Source organism: Microvirga sp. 17 mud 1-3 (assembly GCF_003151255.1).
In the GTDB taxonomy this organism is placed as follows: Bacteria; Pseudomonadota; Alphaproteobacteria; order Rhizobiales; family Beijerinckiaceae; genus Microvirga.
This window is the reverse complement of sequence record NZ_CP029481.1, coordinates 4,088,863-4,107,587: the sequence shown is the minus strand read 5'-3', so window position 1 is coordinate 4,107,587 and position 18,725 is coordinate 4,088,863. Positions and strand designations below refer to the sequence as shown.

General features: G+C 64.6%; 21 protein-coding genes. 16 read left to right on the top strand and 5 right to left on the bottom strand.

The genetic code is table 11. The annotated features are described in order from the left end of the window. Positions 1-194 precede the first annotated feature (194 nt). The 7 genes from C4E04_RS19310 (at position 195) to minE (ending at position 5,254) form a co-directional block, all read left to right on the top strand. Positions 195-1,097 (top strand): DMT family transporter, encoded by a 903-nt coding sequence (locus C4E04_RS19310; protein ID WP_245416164.1) that lies wholly within the window; start codon positions 195-197, stop codon positions 1,095-1,097. A gap of 66 nt (positions 1,098-1,163) precedes the next feature. Beyond that, positions 1,164-2,234, top strand: coding sequence for an adenylate/guanylate cyclase domain-containing protein (locus C4E04_RS19305; RefSeq protein WP_245416163.1), 1,071 nt, complete (start codon positions 1,164-1,166; stop codon positions 2,232-2,234). Continuing rightward, positions 2,153-2,785: an SUMF1/EgtB/PvdO family nonheme iron enzyme gene (locus tag C4E04_RS21530; RefSeq protein WP_245416162.1), complete on the top strand. Its 633-nt coding sequence runs from the start codon at positions 2,153-2,155 to the stop codon at positions 2,783-2,785. Before C4E04_RS19305 ends, C4E04_RS21530 begins: the two co-directional genes overlap by 82 nt. Positions 2,786-2,797: 12 nt before the next feature. Beyond that, complete coding sequence (locus C4E04_RS19300; RefSeq protein WP_109600107.1) at positions 2,798-3,322, top strand: DUF4399 domain-containing protein; 525 nt, start codon at positions 2,798-2,800, stop codon at positions 3,320-3,322. 114 nt (positions 3,323-3,436) lie between these two features. After that, the gene (gene minC / locus C4E04_RS19295; RefSeq protein WP_174219297.1) at positions 3,437-4,150 is read left to right on the top strand and encodes a septum site-determining protein MinC; all 714 of its coding nucleotides are present in this window, start codon (positions 3,437-3,439) and stop codon (positions 4,148-4,150) included. 22 nt (positions 4,151-4,172) lie between these two features. Then, positions 4,173-4,988 carry a septum site-determining protein MinD gene (gene minD / locus C4E04_RS19290; RefSeq protein ID WP_109600105.1) on the top strand — a complete coding sequence of 272 codons (816 nt, stop codon included), beginning with the start codon at positions 4,173-4,175 and terminating at the stop codon, positions 4,986-4,988. Then, entirely contained in the window at positions 4,985-5,254 is a 270-nt protein-coding gene (gene minE, locus C4E04_RS19285; RefSeq protein WP_109600103.1) for a cell division topological specificity factor MinE, read from the top strand. The genes minD and minE overlap by 4 nt, the downstream gene beginning before the upstream one ends. 59 nt (positions 5,255-5,313) lie before the next feature. Here minE and C4E04_RS19280 read toward each other — a convergent pair whose 3' ends face one another. The 3 genes from C4E04_RS19280 to C4E04_RS19270 all read right to left on the bottom strand — a co-directional run bounded on the left by C4E04_RS19280 (position 5,314) and on the right by C4E04_RS19270 (position 7,870). Further along, on the bottom strand, positions 5,314-5,754 hold the full coding sequence (locus C4E04_RS19280; protein WP_109600101.1) for a hypothetical protein: 441 nt from the start codon (positions 5,752-5,754) through the stop codon (positions 5,314-5,316). Positions 5,755-5,900: 146 nt separating this feature from the next. Then, positions 5,901-6,668, bottom strand: coding sequence for a sulfite exporter TauE/SafE family protein (locus C4E04_RS19275; protein WP_109600099.1), 768 nt, complete (start codon positions 6,666-6,668; stop codon positions 5,901-5,903). Positions 6,669-6,826: 158 nt separating this feature from the next. Continuing rightward, the gene (locus tag C4E04_RS19270) at positions 6,827-7,870 is read right to left on the bottom strand and encodes a GlxA family transcriptional regulator (protein WP_210204587.1); all 1,044 of its coding nucleotides are present in this window, start codon (positions 7,868-7,870) and stop codon (positions 6,827-6,829) included. A gap of 240 nt (positions 7,871-8,110) precedes the next feature. Here C4E04_RS19270 and C4E04_RS19265 point away from each other — a divergent pair, with 240 nt between their 5' ends. Continuing rightward, complete coding sequence (locus tag C4E04_RS19265; protein WP_109600095.1) at positions 8,111-9,535, top strand: FAD-binding oxidoreductase; 1,425 nt, start codon at positions 8,111-8,113, stop codon at positions 9,533-9,535. Between the two features lie 138 nt (positions 9,536-9,673). Here C4E04_RS19265 and C4E04_RS19260 read toward each other — a convergent pair whose 3' ends face one another. Further along, on the bottom strand, positions 9,674-10,654 hold the full coding sequence (locus C4E04_RS19260) for an aldo/keto reductase (RefSeq protein WP_109600093.1): 981 nt from the start codon (positions 10,652-10,654) through the stop codon (positions 9,674-9,676). A 234-nt stretch (positions 10,655-10,888) separates the two neighbouring features. Between C4E04_RS19260 and C4E04_RS19255 the strand changes: the two genes are divergently transcribed. The 7 genes from C4E04_RS19255 to C4E04_RS19225 all read left to right on the top strand — a co-directional run bounded on the left by C4E04_RS19255 (position 10,889) and on the right by C4E04_RS19225 (position 17,793). Further along, the gene (locus tag C4E04_RS19255) at positions 10,889-11,227 is read left to right on the top strand and encodes a hypothetical protein (RefSeq protein ID WP_109600090.1); all 339 of its coding nucleotides are present in this window, start codon (positions 10,889-10,891) and stop codon (positions 11,225-11,227) included. A gap of 132 nt (positions 11,228-11,359) precedes the next feature. Next, entirely contained in the window at positions 11,360-12,040 is a 681-nt protein-coding gene (locus C4E04_RS19250) for a TerC family protein (RefSeq protein WP_109600088.1), read from the top strand. 303 nt (positions 12,041-12,343) lie between these two features. Further along, positions 12,344-14,143: an adenylate/guanylate cyclase domain-containing protein gene (locus C4E04_RS19245; RefSeq protein WP_109600086.1), complete on the top strand. Its 1,800-nt coding sequence runs from the start codon at positions 12,344-12,346 to the stop codon at positions 14,141-14,143. A 45-nt stretch (positions 14,144-14,188) separates the two neighbouring features. Then, positions 14,189-14,569, top strand: coding sequence for a hypothetical protein (locus C4E04_RS19240; protein ID WP_109600084.1), 381 nt, complete (start codon positions 14,189-14,191; stop codon positions 14,567-14,569). Positions 14,570-14,572: 3 nt separating this feature from the next. Then, positions 14,573-15,790: a YcaO-like family protein gene (locus tag C4E04_RS19235; RefSeq protein WP_109600082.1), complete on the top strand. Its 1,218-nt coding sequence runs from the start codon at positions 14,573-14,575 to the stop codon at positions 15,788-15,790. After that, positions 15,787-16,638, top strand: coding sequence for a TfuA-like protein (locus tag C4E04_RS19230; RefSeq protein WP_109600079.1), 852 nt, complete (start codon positions 15,787-15,789; stop codon positions 16,636-16,638). Before C4E04_RS19235 ends, C4E04_RS19230 begins: the two co-directional genes overlap by 4 nt. Positions 16,639-16,866: 228 nt before the next feature. After that, complete coding sequence (locus C4E04_RS19225; RefSeq protein WP_245416161.1) at positions 16,867-17,793, top strand: site-specific integrase; 927 nt, start codon at positions 16,867-16,869, stop codon at positions 17,791-17,793. Here C4E04_RS19225 and C4E04_RS19220 read toward each other — a convergent pair. Beyond that, a complete protein-coding gene (locus C4E04_RS19220; protein WP_109600075.1) occupies positions 17,785-18,024 on the bottom strand; it encodes a helix-turn-helix domain-containing protein in 240 nt (79 codons plus the stop codon). The two genes, C4E04_RS19225 and C4E04_RS19220, sit on opposite strands and share 9 nt — an antisense overlap. 147 nt (positions 18,025-18,171) lie before the next feature. Here C4E04_RS19220 and C4E04_RS19215 point away from each other — a divergent pair, with 147 nt between their 5' ends. Continuing rightward, positions 18,172-18,615, top strand: coding sequence for a hypothetical protein (locus C4E04_RS19215; RefSeq protein ID WP_109600073.1), 444 nt, complete (start codon positions 18,172-18,174; stop codon positions 18,613-18,615). Positions 18,616-18,725: the final 110 nt, after the last annotated feature.

Below are 18,725 nucleotides of genomic sequence, written 5' to 3'. Positions count from 1 at the left end.
CGGCCGGAGGTCGACCGCAATGCTTCCCTTCGGTCATAACCCAGGCGACGGCAGAATCGTCCCCCGGACCCATTCCGTCGGTGCATGGACAAGCTGTCGCCTTTGCGCTTCTCTTTCGGTGCGAACCGTTGCTCATGGCGACGGTTTGCCGGATCGTCCTTTGCCGTGGTCCGCTCCCCCGCCCTGAGACAATCATGACAGCTCCTCCGCCGGCCCGACCGGCCGCGCCGGCATCCCAGCTCCGCGGCACCCTTCTCATGGTGACCTCGACGGTCTTCTTCGCTTTTGCGGACATACTCGCGAAGGAGCTTGCCGGCCGGTTGCCGGCCATGGAGGTCGTGTGGCTGCGTTACATCACCTTTGGGGCGCTCGTGATCCCGCTCGTTCTGGCCGGAGGCGGCGGCGCGGCGGCCCTGCGCTCCCGCCGTCCGGGCCTCCAGGTCCTGCGTGGCTTCGGCATGGTCGGCTCCGCCATGCTGTTCACGGCGGCCTTGCCCTTTCTCCCGGTTGCCGAGACGACGGCGATCTATTTCGTCTCGCCGATCCTGATCATGGCCCTGTCCATTCCGTTCCTGGGCGAGACGGTCGGCTGGCGGCGGTGGACCGCGGCTCTCGTCGGGCTCTCGGGCATGCTGCTCATCATCCGGCCGGGCACGAGCGCCTTCGAGGCAGCGGCGCTCCTGCCGCTCCTCGGCGCTTCGAGCTGGGCGCTCGCGGCCGTGGTGACCCGCAAGATGAGTGGGCAGGACCCGGCCGCCACGACCCTGGTCTATTCGGCCATCGTCGGGATCGTGCTGATAAGCCTGCTCCAGCCCTTCGTCTGGGTCGCGCCGGGGCTGCCGGAGATCGGCATAGGCCTCGCCATGGGCCTCCTCTCGACCCTCGGCCACTGGCTCGTCATCCTGGCCTACAGGCATGCCGACGCGTCGATCATCGCCCCTTTCTCATACATTCAGCTCCTGTGGGCCGGGATCCTGGGCTACTTCGCCTTCGGCTCCATTCCAGATGCGTGGACGATCGCCGGAGCCGGCATCATTGCCCTCAGCGGACTCTATACGGCCTATCGAGAGCGTGTCCGGGCGGCCGCGAAGGCCTGATGGCGATTGGCTCCCCCACCGTTCGGGTGTAGGCTCGTCCGCCGGATCGTGCCGACGGAGCAGCCGATGCCCGGGGAGAGCACATCGCATGTGATCGGAAGCCCGCGCCGTCTCGCCGCGATCCTCGCGGCGGACATTTCCGGGTACAGTCGACTCATGGGTTCCGACGAGGAGGGAACCCTCGCGCGGCTCAAGCGCCACCGCCGTGAAATCATCGAGCCGACGATCCAGGAGCACTACGGCCGCCTCGTTAAGACCACGGGCGACGGCTTCCTGGCCATGTTCGATAGCCCCCTCGAGGCCGTGCGCTGCGCCATCGTGATCCAGCAATCCATGGCGGCCCGCAACACGTCCCTGCCGCCGGAGCAGTGGATCCGCTACCGCATCGGCGTCAATCTCGGCGACGTGATCGTCGATCCCGACGACGTCTATGGGGAGGGCGTGAACATCGCGGCCCGGCTGGAGAATCTCGCCGATCCCGGCGGGGTGTTTATTTCCGGCGGCGTCTACGAGCAGATCAAGAACAAGCTCGTCTGCGGATACCAGTCCCTCGGGGACGAGAAGCTCAAGAACATCACCGATCCCGTGCATATCTACCGGGTGCTGCCCGATCCGGCGGCTGTCGCGAAGATCGTGCGCCATCGCTGGTCCTGGGTGGTCGCCGGAGGGGCTACGCTCCTGGTTCTGGGCGCTGTCGGCTGGTCCGTCCTGCGGCCGGAACCGACGGAGGGCGCGCGCCAGGGCGCCACTCTGGAGCAGCGGTCCGGCGCGGCTTCCGTTCCGCCCCCTTCAGAACCACCCCAGACCACCGGGACGTCATCCGCCCGCGCCGCACTCGACACTCTGCCCGGCATGCCGCCCGTGCCGCCCCCGTCGAGCGGCGCCTTGCCGATCCCGATCGTTCCGACGTCTCCGCCCCCGCGCCAGCTGCTGATGCGGGTGGACCGACCGTCGCGGCCATTCCGCCGCCCGCGAAGCCTCCGGAGACCGGATCGGGACTGCGCGACTGCCAGGGCTGCCCCGAGATGGTGCGTGTCCCGGCCGGGAGCTTCCGGATGGGCAGCGAGGAGGATTCGACTGAAAAACCCGTCCATGTGGTGCAGGTCGCGGCCTTCGCGCTTGGGCGCTATCCGGTGACGGTGGCCGAATGGAACCGTTGCGTTGGCGCGAAGGCCTGTCCCGACCTGGCCCGGGGCGAGGATCCGGATCCGGTCCGCAATGTGAGCTGGCTCGATGCCCAGCAATATGTCGCCTGGCTCGCGCGGAGCACAGGTCTGCCCTACCGGCTGCCGAGCGAGGCCGAATGGGAATACGCGGCGCGGGCCGGATCGTCCGGCCGCTACTGGTGGGGCGAGAAAATGGCACCCCGGATGGCCAATTGCAAAGGCTGCGGCGATCCTTACGATCCTCACCAGCCGCTCAAGGTCGGCAGCCTCTCGGCCAATCCCTTCGGCCTGAACGACGTCAATGGCGGTGTCGCCCAGTGGGTGGCCGATTGCTGGCATCCCACCTACCAGGGCGCCCCCGCGGACGGGTCCGCCTGGATGGAGGCCGGTTGCCGCGAGCACGTCCTGCGCGGCGGGTCCTGGCGCAACGACGCGACCTATGCCCGCTCGGCCAGCCGCATGCATTACGACACCGGGGTCCGCTATCCCGCCCATGGGCTACGGGTCGCCCGCTCGCTTTGAGAGGAGACGGACATGCCTGCCGCGTTCAAGGCCCGCCTCGCCGCCGTCGCGGTGTTCTCGGCCGCCTTCCTGCCCCTGCCGGACAATCCGGCCCAGGCGCAGAATCCGGCTCCGGCGCAGAACTTGGCCCCCGAGCAGAGCCCGGCCCCGGCGGACGCGGTGCTCTACATCATCTATCCCCGCGACGGGCAGCGGATCCGTGGGGGCTTCCCGGTCCGGTTCGGCCTGCGCAACATGGGCGTGACCCATGCGGGCGACAGGACGCCCAACATGGGTCACCACCACCTTCTGGTGGATACGGACGAGGCGATCGATCCCACGGAACCCATCCCCACGGACCGGCAGCATCTCCATTTCGGGGCCGGCCAGACGGAGACCCGCCTCGACCTGCCGCCCGGCCAGCACACCCTGCAGCTGGTTTTAGGGGATGCGGATCACAGGCCCTTCAAGCCGCTCCTGGTCTCGAAGAAGATCACCGTCACGGTGCTGCCCCCGCGCCGGGCGAAGCCTCCGCAGACCAGCCGGGCGCAGCGCTGAGGCCTTTCCAGTGCGGGACGTGAAAACCCGCGAAATTATTGACGAACTTCGGACTTCTTAACCGGCTGTTAACCATAAAATGACGAAATCGGGACATACAAGGAAACCGATTTCGTGACCATCGCCGTTCGCCCCCGTCCCTCCCTTCGCTTCCGTGGCAGGTCCTTCCTGGCCCTGGTCCTCGCGCCGGTCGTGCCGCTGCGGGACTGGCTGGAGGATCTCGACGAAGTGTCCAAGGGATCGCCCGGCTTCTTCGACGGCCGTGCGATCATTCTCGACGTATCGGCCCTGAAGCCGTCCAAGTCCGAGCTCAAGTTCCTCCTCGCGGCCCTCAAGATGCGCGACATCCGCATCATCGGGCTGGAGGGCGCAGCTCCGCAGGTTCTCGATGCCGACATGCCCGCCGCCGTTGGCGGCGGCCGGGAGGCTGCCGATATCGAGGTGCCGGATCTCGACGCCATGCCGATCGCCGTCGCGTCGCCTCCCCAGCCGGCCGCGAACTCGACCCTGCTGATCGAGGGCTCCCTGCGCTCCGGCCAGTCGATCCTCCATACGGAGGGCGACGTGACCATCCTCGGCTCCGTCGCGTCGGGCGCCGAGGTGGTGGCGGGTGGCTCCGTCCATATCTACGGCTCCCTGCGTGGTCGGGCCATCGCCGGATGCACCGGCAATGCACGCGCCCGCATCTTCTGCCGCAAGTTCGAAGCCGAGCTCATCGCCATCGACGGCCTCTACAAGACGGCGGACGATCTGGGCTCGAAATTCCGTGGCCAGCCCATCCAGGTCGGCCTCGATGGCGATGCCATCATCCTGAAAACACTGGACTGACAAACAGAAAAGAGAGACGACAATGGCCAAAGTCCTGGTCGTAACATCTGGAAAAGGTGGCGTCGGCAAGACCACGTCCACGGCGGCGCTCGGCGCGGCCCTGGCCCATGGCGGTGAGAAAGTCGTCGTGATCGATTTCGACGTCGGCCTGCGCAATCTCGATCTGGTCATGGGCGCGGAACGGCGCGTCGTGTTCGACCTCATCAATGTCGTGCAGGGCGACGCGAAGCTCAACCAGGCGCTCATCCGCGACAAGCGGATCGAGAACCTCTCGCTTCTCCCCGCCTCGCAGACCCGCGACAAGGATGCCCTGACCGAAGAGGGCGTCGCCCGGGTCCTCGGCGAATTGCGCGAGAAATTCGACTGGATCGTCTGCGACAGTCCGGCCGGCATCGAGCGCGGCGCGACTCTGGCCATGCGCCACGCGGACGTGGCCGTCGTCGTCACGAATCCGGAGGTCTCGTCTGTGCGCGATTCCGACCGTATCATCGGCCTGCTCGATTCCAAGACTGAGAAGGCCGAGAACGGCGAGCGCGTCGAGAAGCACCTCCTGCTGACCCGCTATGACCCCGTCCGGGCCGAGCGCGGCGAGATGCTGAAGGTGGACGATGTGCTCGAGATCCTGTCCATCCCGCTGATCGGCATCATCCCCGAGAGCGAGGAAGTGCTTCGCGCCTCCAACGTGGGCTCGCCCGTGACCCTGAACAATCCGGGCAGCGCACCGAGCAAGGCCTATTTTGATGCCGTCCGGCGCCTGAAGGGCGAGACGGTGGAGATGACGGTCCCGACCGACCGGAAGGGTTTGTTCGGGAAACTGTTCGGACGGAGGGCCGCATGAACCTGATGAGTTTCTTCCAGCGCCGGACCTCCGCGCCCGTGGCGCGGGAGCGGCTCCAGATTCTCCTTGCGCACGAGCGCGGCGTCGTCGGCGGCAAGTCCGACCTCGTGGCGGTGCTGCGCGAAGAGATCCTGGCGGTAGTCCGCCGCCATGTGTCGATCGAGCGCGACGGCGTCCAGATCAAGATGAACCGGGGCTCCGACATGTCGACCCTGGAGATCGAGGTCGAAATTCCCGCTCCTGCTCCCGCCTCTGCGGGGGCCTGAGGCCAACAAAAAAGGCGCCGAAAGGCGCCTTTTTCATGAGATGAAACTGGATGCGCCGCTCACGCGGCCGAGGAGGAGGCTTCTCCTTCGCCGGAGGATCCTGCGCCCTCCGTCTCCGACCGCTGCGGATAGCTGCGGGAGAGGTTCGAGACCGGGCGGCTCGGAGCCGCGGGCTGCCGGTTGCCGGCCGCCTGGAGGTCGCCCTGAATGCTCTCCAGAAGCGTCGCGACCCAGTTATGGCCGGCGCCCATGCTCTCGCGGAGCGCAGTCTTGGCCACGTCGATCTTCGCCGAGACTTCCATCAGGTTGCGTGCCTGCAGCGTGGAGAAATCCTGTTCGATGCTCCGCAGCTCGCGAAGGAGCTCGTCCCTCAGGGAGCTTTGCTCCTCCGAGGTGATCAGCGGCGAGGAGAGCATGCCGCGCAGTGCGGCCCAGCGCAGGCCGAGGGCGCTGACCGATTGAGATCCATCGAGGCCTGCGAGATTCTTGGGTTCAGCCACAGCGTTGTCCTTTGCGTTTTTTTGGCAGAATCAGGTCGCCCGAGTGAGGGCCACTCTTGTGGCGTGAATCGGGCAGGAACCGGAATTGCCACGGCTGGTGCACGATTTTCACAGGGTGAGGCAATGCCTCATCCGAAAATGAAACGTTACCTCATGAAGAAATAGAGTGTGAGCAGCGCGCCGACCGCGATGACGATCCAGCGGATCACGGGAGCGGGCAGCTTACGCCCGAATGCCACGCCCGCATAACCGCCGATCACCGAGGCGGCGCCGACGATGAAGGTCTCCTTCCAGCTCACCAGCCCGGCCGCGATGAACAGGACGACGGCCACCAGCTGGATCAGCGTGGAGCAGAGATGTTTTGCCGAGTTGATGAGATGGAAGTCGTCGCCCTCCGTGATGGCGAGCGCCGCCAGCATGACGATGCCCATGCCGGCGCCGAAGAACCCGCCATAGACCGCCACGAGGCACTGGAACGCGAGGCCCCCGATCCAGGCGCGCCGGGAAGGGTGCCCTCCCTCGGCCTTGCCGATGGCCCGGGCCAGGGCGACGATCCGCGGGCTCATGGCAAACAACAGGGTCGCGAACAGCAGGAGCCACGGCACGAGCAGGCGGAAGGCCGCATTGTCAGTAGCCGTCAGGATATAGGCGCCGACGAGGCCGCCGAGCAGGCTGACGATGCCGAGTGCCGCGAAGCGCCGGAGATTGGCCGCAAGCTCCCGCCGGTAGGCCCAGGCGCTCGCCAGGTTGGCTGGCGTCACTGCGACGGCGCTCGTGGCGTTGGCCGTGATCGGTGGAAGCCCCGCGGCGATCAGGGCCGAGAAGGTGAAGAAGGTGCCTCCGCCCGCGATGGCGTTGACGAGGCCCGCTCCAAGGCCCGAGGCGGCCAGGAGCGCCGTGGTTGAAAGATCCATGATCCGACAGATACGCGAAACCGGCCGCGATGGCCGAAGGGAAAATTGTTCTCTCTAGCATAAGCCCCTTGCGAGCAAGCGCCATGCAGCGAAGGTCTACCAGGGGGCACCGGACGAGGCCAAAGGAGGAAAGATACAATCCCGCACTTCGGACGGCTTCACGCCGATGGTCTCAGGTGGGGTTTGACCGGCAACCCAGCATAAAGGTGGGCTCCAAAGCGGGCCCGGTATTCGGACGGGCCGATGCCGGTGTGGCGCCTGAACAGATCGCGGAAGAACATGACGTCCTCGTAGCCGACGGCCTGGCTGATCTCTTGGATCGTTTGCTCCTCCTCCTCGAGGAGCCTTTTCGCCATGTTCACGCGAATGGCATGCGTATAGCTCAGGGGAGTGTGCCCCGTTGCGGCCTTGAACCGACGCACGAAGTTGCGGGGGCTCATGCCGACATGCACGGCAATGGCATCCAAGCGGGTGGCCAGGCGGAAATGGGTGTGAATCCAGTCCTGCGCGCGCCGGATGCTCTCGTCGCGGTGATCCGTGCGAAGGGCCACATCCGCGAAGGCGACCTGCCACGTGCGCGGCATTTCGAGCAGGAGGGCTTTCGCGCATTCGCGGGCGAGATCATGGCTGCCGAATCTTTCGACCAGATAGAGGCTCAAATCGGCGGCCGAGTTGACGCCCCCGCCGCAAAAAACGTTGCCAGCATCCGTGATGAGGTAGTCGGACTGCCAGTCCACTTGAGGGAAGCGCTGCTGGTAGGCGCCGGCCAATCCCCAGTGGGTGGTCGCGCGCTTGCCATCGAGCAGGCCGGCCTCCGCCATGAGAGCCACACCGGAACAGACGCCCGCAATCTTGACGCCTTCCGCGCTCCAGCGCCGGAGCCATGGAATGATTGCGGCATTGCGTTCGATGACGGCATCGATCGCGTATCCGTCGCGTATCAGCGTTTCATAGGGAAGCCCGCCTGCGGGGACGAAGACGATGTCGGGATCCTCCACATCGTCTATGGAACATGATGGAACGAGCGAGACCAGCTGGTCCGTCACGGCAGGCTCGCCATGCGCCGATGCGGTGGTCACACGGAAGCAAGGAACGGGCGCTCGTCCATTGAGCAGGTTCCAGAGCACGCCAGCATTCCGGAATATCTCCATGGGGAGCAGAGCCGTCGACGCGCATCCACCGTTGAGAAACAGAACAGCCACATGGAGCATCTTATCTCTCCCTGGCGGTCTCACCCTTCTATTTTGTCATGATTGCCCGCTCCGGAACAGGATGGATCTGCGACAAAATAGGATGAGTTGCTGCCGGCGCCGGGGCGCATGCCAATGCTCCATACCGGACATCAGCATGGCGAGCACCTGATCGGTTACCGTGGACCTCGAAGGTCCGTTTCCATTCGATCCAGGCGGGATCCTTCCCTCTTCCTGGCGAGGAGAGCTCAGATGACTTTAGTCTCAATTGCTACGGTCAATGGACAAGCAGCAACCATCCAGCCTGATGTCCTGTTGGCGCTCAAGGGAGGCTTGCGGGGGCGAACGCTCACCAGGGATGAGGATGGATATGACACGGCGCGCAGTATCTGGAACGGCATGGTCGACCGCTCGCCAGGGCTGATCGTGCGCTGCCAGGGCGCCTCCGACGTCATCCACGCGGTCAACTTCGCACGCGAGCACGACCTGGTCGTGGCAGTGCGCGGAGGCGGCCACAACATCGCCGGGAATGCCGTCTGCGATGGTGGGCTGATGATCGATCTGTCCGCGATGAACTTCGTTCGCGTGGACCCGGCAACCCAGAGGGCGTGGATAGGACCCGGCGCAACTCTGGGCGACGTGGACCGCGAGACGCAAGTCTTTGGACTCGCCCTGCCGACAGGGATCAACTCCACCACTGGAATCGCGGGCCTGACCCTCGGCGGTGGGTTCGGCTGGCTCACGCGGAAATACGGCCTCACCATCGACAGTCTCGTCTCGGCCGACATCGTGACGGCGGACGGCCGCCTTCTGCGAGCCAGCGCAGACGAGAACCCGGATCTGTTCTGGGCGATCCGCGGCGGGGGCGGCAATTTCGGTATCGTGACGGCTTTCGAGTTCAACCTGCACCGGGCCGGACCGGAGGTCCTTTCCGGACTTGTGGTGCATCCTTTCGACAATGCCAGGGAGCTTCTGAGATCCTACCGCGAAGCCGTGCTCAACGCGCCCGAGGAGCTCACATGCTGGGTGGTGATGCGCAAGGCTCCGCCGCTCCCGTTCCTGCCGGCTGAATGGCATGGGCGTGAGGTGATGATCTTTGCCATGTGCTACGTCGGCGATCTCGCCGAGGGCGAGCGGGCGGCCAGGGAAATTCGGTCTCTGGGCCAACCCATCGTCGACGTGGTGGGGCCGCACCGACTCGTGGACTGGCAGGCGGCTTTCGATCCTCTTCTGACGACCGGGGCTCGCAACTACTGGAAAAGCCACGATTTCGAGACCCTGCCGGACGAGGCGCTGGATACGATCATCCAGGCGGTCCATACCCTGCCGGGGCCCGAATGTGAGCTCTTCATCGCCCAGATCGGCGGTGCCATGAGCCGGATCGCATCCGACGCAACGGCTTACCCGCAGCGGGCCGCGCACTTCGTCATGAACGTCCATACCCGCTGGCGCGAGAACAGAGACGATAGCGCATGCGTCAAGTGGGCAAGGGACTTGTTCAAGGCAACCGAGCCATTCGCGTTGGGAAGCGCCTATGTCAACTTCATGCCCGAGGACGAGACCGACCGGGTCGAGAAGATCTATGGAACGAATTATCGACGTCTGGCCGAAATCAAGGGGCGTTACGACCCTCACAACATGTTCCGGATGAACCAGAACATCCGGCCCCTGCAGTGAGGCATCTTATCCGGTGTGTTGTCCCGGGGCGGCGGAGATGTCGCTGCGCCGCCCGGCCATTCACATCGGAGGAACGCTTGCCCAGAGCTAGCTCAGCCCGGCCGCGTCACTCTATGGCGTCTTTTTGTGAGCGGATGCTCAGCGCCCCAGCGCCTGCATCTGCGGAGCGGCGTAGCGGGTGCCGGACGCCGCACCGGGCGGCAGGACGCGGTCGATCCGCGCCAGATCGTCCTTCGACAGTTTCACCTGAAGCGCGCCCACATTGTCCTCGAGATAGCGGCGGCGCTTGGTGCCCGGGATCGGCACGATGTCGTCGCCCTGCGCCATCACCCAGGCGAGGGCGAGCTGGGCCGAAGTGCAGCCCTTCTCCTGCGCCATCATGTCGATCTCGTGGACGAGGTCGAGATTCTTCTGGAAGTTCTCGCCCTGGAAACGCGGCGTGTTGCGGCGGTAATCGTCAGGCTCCAGATCGTCGATGCTCTTGATCTGCCCGGTCAGGAAGCCGCGCCCGAGGGGCGAATAAGGCACGAAGCCGATCCCGAGCTCGCGCACAATCGGCAGGATGTCGGTTTCCGGGTCGCGGCTCCAGAGGGAATATTCGGTCTGCAGCGCCGTGATGGGATGGACTGCGTTCGCCCGGCGGATCGTCTCCGGCCCGGCTTCCGAGAGCCCGAGATGGCGGACCTTACCCTCGCGCACGAGCTCCGCCATGGCGCCTACCGTATCCTCGATGGGCGTCTGCGGATCGACCCGGTGCTGGTAATAGAGGTCGATCGTCTCGACCCCGAGCCGCTTCAGGCTCGCCTCGCAGGCTTGGCGGACATAGTCGGGCTTGCCGTTGATCCCCAGAAAGGCGCCGTCCGGCGCGCGCACATTGCCGAATTTCGTCGCGAGAACAACCTGGCTGCGCCGGTCGCGGATGGCGCGGCCGACAAGCTCCTCGTTGCGGCCGACGCCATACATGTCCGCCGTATCGAGGAAGGTCACGCCGAGTTCGATCGCCCGGTGAATGGTCGCGATGGCCTCATCCTCGTCGCGGCCGCCGTAGAAGTCCGACATGCCCATGCATCCGAGGCCGAGGGCCGATACGTCGAGGTCGCGAAGCCGACGATGCTGCATGGCTATTCTCCGAGAATGAGACGATAAGGATAGGGCGTCCGGCGGGGCGGGAGAGGCCTGACAAAGGGCTGTGTCCAGACGGGCCGGCAACCAGGGGGTAGATGATCCTCCTCTGCCCCCGGTCAAGGCAGGCTCAGACGCTTTTCCGGCAGGCGCTGCATTCCAGGGTTGAATTGCCCCGCGGCTTCTGATCGGCTAGCAGGATCCGAGGCCTCAAGCCCGCTGGATCGAGCCTTGCCGCAGCCGCAACCATCCCGTCTCATCCGAAGACTGCAGGCGCTGTTCCTGCTCGTGGTGCTGTCGGCCGTGCATTTCGGGTGGGGCCAGGACCCCTTGAGGCAGGATTTCGCAGCCCAGTTCGCCCTGGCGGTCGAGGCCGGGGAAGGCCTCGACGGGGACCCCATGGATTCCTGGGATGACGGAAATGCCGGTTCCGACCCATACATGGCAGCGGCGCCGCCCTCCCTTCGCGATGTGATGCTGGCCGCCTCGCGTGACCGGAACAGCGCTTCGCCGACACTGCCTGCCTGGCAGCCGGGCGGGATGCGCGCGACAGGGCCTCCGCGCACCTGACATCGCCGCCGCGGGAGCCCTTGATCTCCTGTCGATCCCTGTCGCCTGCGCGCGATAGGGCGCCGCTCCCAATCCCGCCCTGTCGCGCCCGCCGTTGCGACGGCCCATGCGCCTATCGAAGCCCTGCCTATTATGGAAACTCTTCTCCCTTCGGTCCTGAAGATCCTCGGGATCATCTGGATCAACATCATTCTCTCGGGCGACAACGCCGTGGTGATCGCCATGGCCTGCCGCGGCCTGCCGCCCCACCGCCGCCGCATGGGCATGGTCCTCGGCGCCGGCGTCGCCGTGGGCCTGCGGATCATCTTCACCGTTCTGGTCATCGCTCTCCTGGCCACGCCCTTTCTCAAAGTGATCGGCGGCGTGCTGCTTCTGTGGATCGCCGTGAAGCTGCTCGTCGGCGAGGAGGGCGAAGGATCGGTCAGGCAGACCGACCGGCTCTGGCACGCCGTCTGGACCATCGCGGTGGCGGATGCGGTCATGAGCCTCGACAATGTCCTGGCCATCGCGGCCGTCGCGCAGGATTCCACCCTGCTCCTGGTGCTGGGGCTTGCCATCTCGATTCCGCTCATCATCGCCGGAGCGGCGATCATCATGGCCCTGCTCGACCGGCTCCCGATCCTCGTCTGGGCCGGGGCGGCGCTCCTGGGATGGGTTGCGGGCGAGATGCTGGTATCCGATCCCTGGGTCATCGATCAGCTGGGGCGCGAACTCGCTCACCGGGTCGAGATCCCGGCGGCCGTCGTGGCGGCCGTTGTCGTGGTCGGGCTCGGATATGGTCTCCGGCGGCGCGCTGCCGTCGACGAGGCCTGACAGGAAACGGAAAGGAATACCCGAATGTTCGGTCATGCCATTCCCGAGGCCGTCGTGTTCTGGATCAATACGGTTACGACCTCCACGGCGGTTGCCTCGGCCTGGGTCAATCTCATCCTGAACCTCGACAAGCTGATCTGACAATCCGGCGCATCGCGCTCTCTGTCATAGAAAAGCAACCCGACGCGGCGAACGGGCGTGTCGGGCGCCTGCTCTTTGCTTTCCGCCTTGCATCAATGCGGGGAAACGCCGAGAATTTCTCTTAGCGCGTCCCGGTTCGGCGAGAAACGGCAGAGGGTCGCCATGGACATGGACAGTGCCACCCATCGTCTTGCAGCCGTGCTCGCGCTCGACGTAGCCGGATACAGCCGGCTCATGCGCGCCGACGAAGGTGGCACGCACCGGGCGCTCAAGCGTCACCGGGCGGAGCTGATCGATCCACTCATCTCCAGTTTCCGTGCGCGGATCGTAAAGAACACGGGGGACGGCCTTCTGGCGGAGTTCCCGAGCGTGATCGACGCCGTCGCCTGTGCGCTGGCCATTCAGCACGGCATGATCGGACGCCGCCGTGAGGACGATGCGAACACCATCGTCTTCCGTGCGGCAATCAACGTGAGCGACGTCATCGTCGAGCAGGACGACATCTTCGGCGACGGCGTCAACGTCACGGCGAGGCTGGAGGCGCTTGCCGAGCCCGGCGGCATCTGCCTGTCACAGGCGACTTTCGAGCAAATCCGCGACAAGATTTCCGCGCCGTTCACCGATATGGGCGAGCATTACCTGAAGAACATCGCCCGGCCGGTGCGGATCTTCGGGCTTTCGCCGAGCGAGATCGCGGCTCTCCCGCAGGATGCGGTGCCCGTCGCAAAAGTCTTGCTCGATGATCCCCCGAAGCCCGGGCGGAACGTCAGGCATTCCTCGGTTGCGGTTCTTCCTTTCGTCAATCTGAGCCGCGATCCGGAGCAGGACTATTTCGCCGACGGGATCGTGGAGGGCATCGTCGCGGCCCTGTCTCTGTTCCGCAATCTGTTCGTCGTGGCGCGCGAATCCGCGCTCTCCTACAGGGGCCGGAATCTCGAATTGCCACAGGTCGCCGCCGAACTCGGCGTCAGGTTCCTGGTGACCGGAAGCCTCCAGCGCTCGGGCGAGCGGGTGCGCGTCTCGGCGCAGCTCGTGGATACGGAGAGCGGCGGCACCCTGTGGGCCGACCGCTTCGACGAGAATCTTTCGGACATCTTCGCGCTGCAGGACGCAATTACCGAACGGACCGTCACGGCCATCGAGCCGCGGATCGTCTTCAGCGAGATGGAACGCGCCCGCAGGAAGCCGCCCGAGAGCCTGGACGCCTACGATTTCTATCTTCAGGCTCTGTCGCTTCGGCTCGCCCTGACGGCAGCCGCCAACGAGCAGGCACTGCAACTCCTCAAGCGCGCGCTTGCGCTTGATCCGAACTATGCACCGGCTCTCGCGCACGCAGCCGCATGCTATGCGGCGCAGAACGATCAGGGATGGGGCTCGCCGGGGCCACGGGAGATCGAGGAGGGGCTTCGCCTCGCCTGGGCGGCTATCGAGGCCGACATCAACGATCCTGTAGCACTCTGCCTGAGCGGCCACGCCATCTCGGCCCTCACGGGCGATTTCGAGGCCGGGGCGGCCTGGATCGACCGCTCCGTCAAGCTCAACCCGAACTATGCCGAGGGGTGGATGCGCAGCAGCATGGTGCGGGTTTATCTCGATGATCTGGGAAAGGCCCACGAATTCGCCGACAGGGCCATGGCGCTGAGCCCGCTCGATCCGAAGATCTACCACCCGCTCTGCGCGAAGGGCTTCGCGTATTTCTTCGAGCGAGACTTCGCACAGGCCGCGCGCGTGGCGCGCCAGGCGCTGCTCGGGCGCCAGAAACCCGAGATGGCCTTCCGGATCCTGATCGCGTCCCTCGTGGCGCAGGGCGCGGCCGATGCGGCGAAAAAGACTACCGAGGAATTCCTCGTGCGTTATCCGAAATTCCGCATCTCCGATTGGCGTTCCCGCTCCAAATTTACCGCAGACAGACGATTCGATCCGATGGAGGATCTGCTCAGGAAGGCTGGAATTCCTGGCTGAGCGGCGCTCCATCCGAAGCGTTCTCCAACCGCGGTGAGGCGATCCATGCCCGAAGTTCCTTTTCCCGAAATGTCAGACGAGGCTCTGTTCGTTCGGATCGGAGGGCGCATCTATGTGATCCCCTCGACGCAGCTGGAGGATTATCGCCGCTCGAAATTCGAGGGCCTGAAGGGCGGTCAGGTCGACGAAATCCTCAATAAGGCTCCGGCGAGAGGCGAGGCGGTTCTGATCGACCTCGTGGTCGTGGCCAATGCGGATTTCATCCCGCCCTACGGCCAGACGGGCAGTGCACGCAAGGGCAGGGCCGCCGTGAAGACCGGCGGCAGGGCAGGCGCCAAAACAGCCGCCAAGGCAACCACCAAGTCACGAGCGAGGACGGGGACGAAGACCGGCACGGGCAGGCGGCCGCGCGGCTCAAAGGGCTAGACCTTGGCCGAAGGGAAGCGGACGGACCTCAAGAGGTTCTTCCAGGGAACCCACCGGATCTGCCATCCAAACGAGACTCTCGCCGGGCTCCGCCCGAGCCTCGGGGCGCTCGGCATCACCCGTGTCGCGGATATTACCGGGCTCGACTATGTGGGGATTCCTGTCGCCATGTCCGTGCGGCCGCTGGCCCGCGGGCTCACGGTCCAGCAGGGCAAGGGCCTGACGCCCGAGGCCGCGAAGGTCTCGGCGATCATGGAATCGGTGGAATCCCACTGCGCCCAGCGGACGCCTCCGTCCCGGCTTCAGACTTCCCTCAACAGGCTGGAGGCGGGCGATGTGGCGCTCCCGCGGCACCTTCTGCGGAAGCGCCTGCGCCGCGACACGCCGATCCCCTGGATGGAGGGCCGCGACATCCTTCGGAAGCGGGACATCCTCGTCCCGGAGGAACTCGTCACCACGGATTTTGCCCTGCCCCTGCGGCCCGGACACGGGCGCTTTCTCGCGAGCAGCAACGGTCTCGCGGCCGGCAATTCCCTGGCCGAGGCGCAGCTTCATGCCATCTGCGAGCTGATCGAGCGGGATGCGCTGACGCTCTGGCGCCATCGAGCGCCGGAAAGGCGCGCTGCGACCCGGATCGACCTTCGCTCCGTCATCGATGACGGGGCGGCCGAGATGCTCCGCCGGTTCCGGGCCGCCCGCATGAGGGTCGCCCTGTGGGAGACGACGTCCGACATCGGCATCCCGAGCTTCGCCTGTACGATCGACGATTGTGACGGGAGGCCGCCCTTCCTGGGACGGTTCGGCGGCAGCGGATGCCATCCCTGCGCGGGCGTCGCGCTGTGCCGCGCCCTCGGCGAGGCGGCCCAGAGCCGTCTGGCATTCATCCATGGGGCACGGGAGGACCTGCCGCCCGAGCGATATCCCCTCATCGACTGGCACGAGAATCTCGGCCATCTCCTCGTCGGCGAACGAGGCGAGAGGGCGCAGGCGGTACGCGCCGTGCAGACCGCATCCCTGGACGGAGAGAGTATCGAGGCAGACGTCGCGGCTGTTCTCAGGCATCTGGAAAGGTGTGGAATCACGAGCGTCGCGATGGTCGACCTGATGGATCCAGAGATCGGCATCCCGTGCGTGCGGATCGTCATTCCGGATCTTGAGGGCATGGACCGGAAGCCCGCCTTCCGGCCGGGGAAGCGCCTGAGGGGGCTGGAGCACCGATGAGCGTGATCGTCTTCGCTGGGCCGAGCCTCACGGCTCGGGACAGGGCAGCCTATCCTGGCCTCACGTTCCGCCCGCCGGCGGCCTGCGGCGACATCGCCAAGGCCGTCCGCGAAGGCGCTGAGGGCGCAATTCCTGTCGCTATCGGCCTCATCGACGGTCTCTTCGAGACGGCGCCCTCGCCCTGGCACAAGGAGATCCTCTGGGCCCTGTCCCGCGGCATCGCGGTCTACGGCGCGGCGAGCATGGGGGCCCTGCGCGCCGCCGAGCTCCACGCCTTCGGCATGAGCGGAATCGGGCGAATCTTCGCGGCCTATCGCGACGGGCTCCTCGACGGCGACGACGAGGTGGCCGTCCAGCACGGGCCGGCGGAGCTGGGCCATATCCCCCTAACAGAGGCGCTGGTGAACATCCGCGCTACCCTGGCGCGGGCGCAGGCGCGGTCCCTGATCGGCCCCCCAGAGGCCTCCAGGCTCATCGCGCTTGCAAGGGGCCTCTTCTACAAGGACCGCACCTGGGAGGCCGTTCTGACAGCCGGACGGCAGGACGGCCTGAACGCTACCGCCCTCCGCCGGCTGGCCCTATGGCTCCCGGTTGGGAAGGCGGACCTCAAGCGCCGGGACGCGCTGGGCCTGGTGCGGACCCTGTCGCAGGGGCAAGATTCCCTTGGCGAGGTCCGGCCCTTTGCCTTCCCACGCACGATCTACTGGCAGAACCTGCTCGACCGAATCGTCTGGGAGGCCGAGGCGTCCAAAACCGACCCTCATCCGGGAGGTTGCCCTCGCGCCCCTAATCGGTTACTGGAGTCGCTAGGCCGCACGCCTCAAAGCACCCGTAGCTCAGCTGGATAGAGCGTTGCCCTCCGAAGGCTTCACATAAGTCCAGAAGTGCTCACAAAGGTGCGATGTTCAAACCCTTTCAAAGCTTGGGTTTGATGCGGCCCTACCTCCTCGAAAATCTTAGAAACACCCTTCTGTCACAGCATTTGTCACAGCTGAACAGAACGTGTGCGTATGGCGACAATCCGCAAACGAGGCTCCTCTTGGCAAGTCCAAGTCAGGCGAGAGGGGCACCCGCCCATGTCCAAGAGCTTCCGTACCAGGATGGAAGCAGCCGCTTGGGCGAGGAGCATCGAAACTCAGATCGACCGGGCCGAGCTGCCCCCGACAATCCGTGACCTTCACAAGCTCACGGTAGCTGATCTTCTGACTCGCTATGAGAGCGAGATTACACCGACGAAGCGAGGGGAGAGGGCTGAACGCTCACGCCTCCAGATCCTCAAGAGACACTCTATAGCTCACGTGCGCCTTTGCGACCTTTCGGGCGCATCGGCGGCAAGATACCGGGATGACCGGCTGAAGGCCGTCCAGCCTGCATCCGTTCGACGGGAGCTGGTCGTGTTGCGCCATATGTTCGAGGTGGCGAGGTTGGAATGGGGTATACCCCTCCCAAGCAATCCCGTCCATGCCATCAAGCTCCCCAAAGACTCGACGCCTAGAGAGCGCCGCTTGGAAGATGGAGAAATCGGGAAGATCATTGATGCATTAGGGAGCAGATCGGCTTGGTATGTTCAGCCCTTCATTGCCCTTGCCGTCGAGACGGGAATGCGGAGAGGCGAGCTTCTTTCGATCCGATGGCAAGACATCGACCTAGACGGACGAACAGCCCGTATCCTTAAGACCAAGAATGGGCATCCTCGAACCATTCCTCTCACGCCTAAAGCTATCGAGATCCTGCTTTCCCTCAAGAGGACAGAGGATCGAGTGTTTCCAGTCAGTCCTAATGCCCTTCGCTTGGCTTGGGAGAGATTAAGGATCAAGGCTGGTGTGAAGGACCTTCGCCTTCACGATTTGCGGCATGAGGCCGTGTCCCGGTTCTTCGAGCTAGGCTTATCCGTCCCGGAGGTGGCGCTGATCAGCGGTCACCGAGATCTCCGGATGTTGAGTCGGTACACGCACCTGAAACCCGAAAAGATTGCCGAGAAATTGGCGAAGCTTTCAGCCTAAGTCACTCTCATCGACGAGTTCCGCAACGGTGACATTCAAGGCCTCTGCAATGAACCAAAGGGATATCAGAGTTGGGTTCTTCTTACCGTTTTCCAGAAGTGAAATGTAAGCCTGATCAATTCCAGTTTGGGGTCCCAGGTTCTCGATCCGCTCAACTAGCTGCCATTGGGATAAACCGGCTGCATTCCGATAATTTCGGACGTTCTTTGCAAGGGCTTGTTGGATTCTCATGGAGGGAATCCAAGGGCCTCTTGTCAGAGTTACATATTGATTATAACCAATAAAAGGGTTGCGGTCCCCATCCGGTGGATTGGCGGGGTTCTGCAAAAAGCCCGTGAACCTACGGGCACCCAATAGAAACAAAACAAGGGGGACCAAATGATGGTGTTTGTTTTCGTGGCGGTCTTGGTAGGGATCGTGATCCAAGCCGCATTCCATTGGATCGGCTTCAAGGTGGCCGCCGCCAAGCCGACACCCAAGTTCCTCTATCGAGTTGGCATCAATGCCTTGGCATCCTGCTTGGTCGGGGTTTTCCTTTACGCCCTTTTCCTGATCAATCCGAACATTGAGTTCCTGAATCAGGCCATACTCTCACTCAAGCTGCATACCCTCGATCGGCAAGGAGCGCTTCAGACCAGTGCCCTCCTCCTGCTCGGCGCATGGGTGGTGATCAATGCGCCGCTCCTAACCGCCTCGACCAAGCTCATTGCCCGGCAAGTCCCGGTCGTGACGGCTCTCGTTGCAGCGGTTGTGACCGAAGTTCTTATCGGAGGGTTGGCTTTCGTGGTGCCGATGTTCATCGCCGCCCAACGTGCAGCCTGACAATTTCAGGGCCGGGACAGCTGCCAATGTCATGGATGAGAATCGCAAGCGCACTGACCGCAATGCTCCTAGGGAGCTGGTCTGTCGAATCCTATGCACAGACCAAGCCC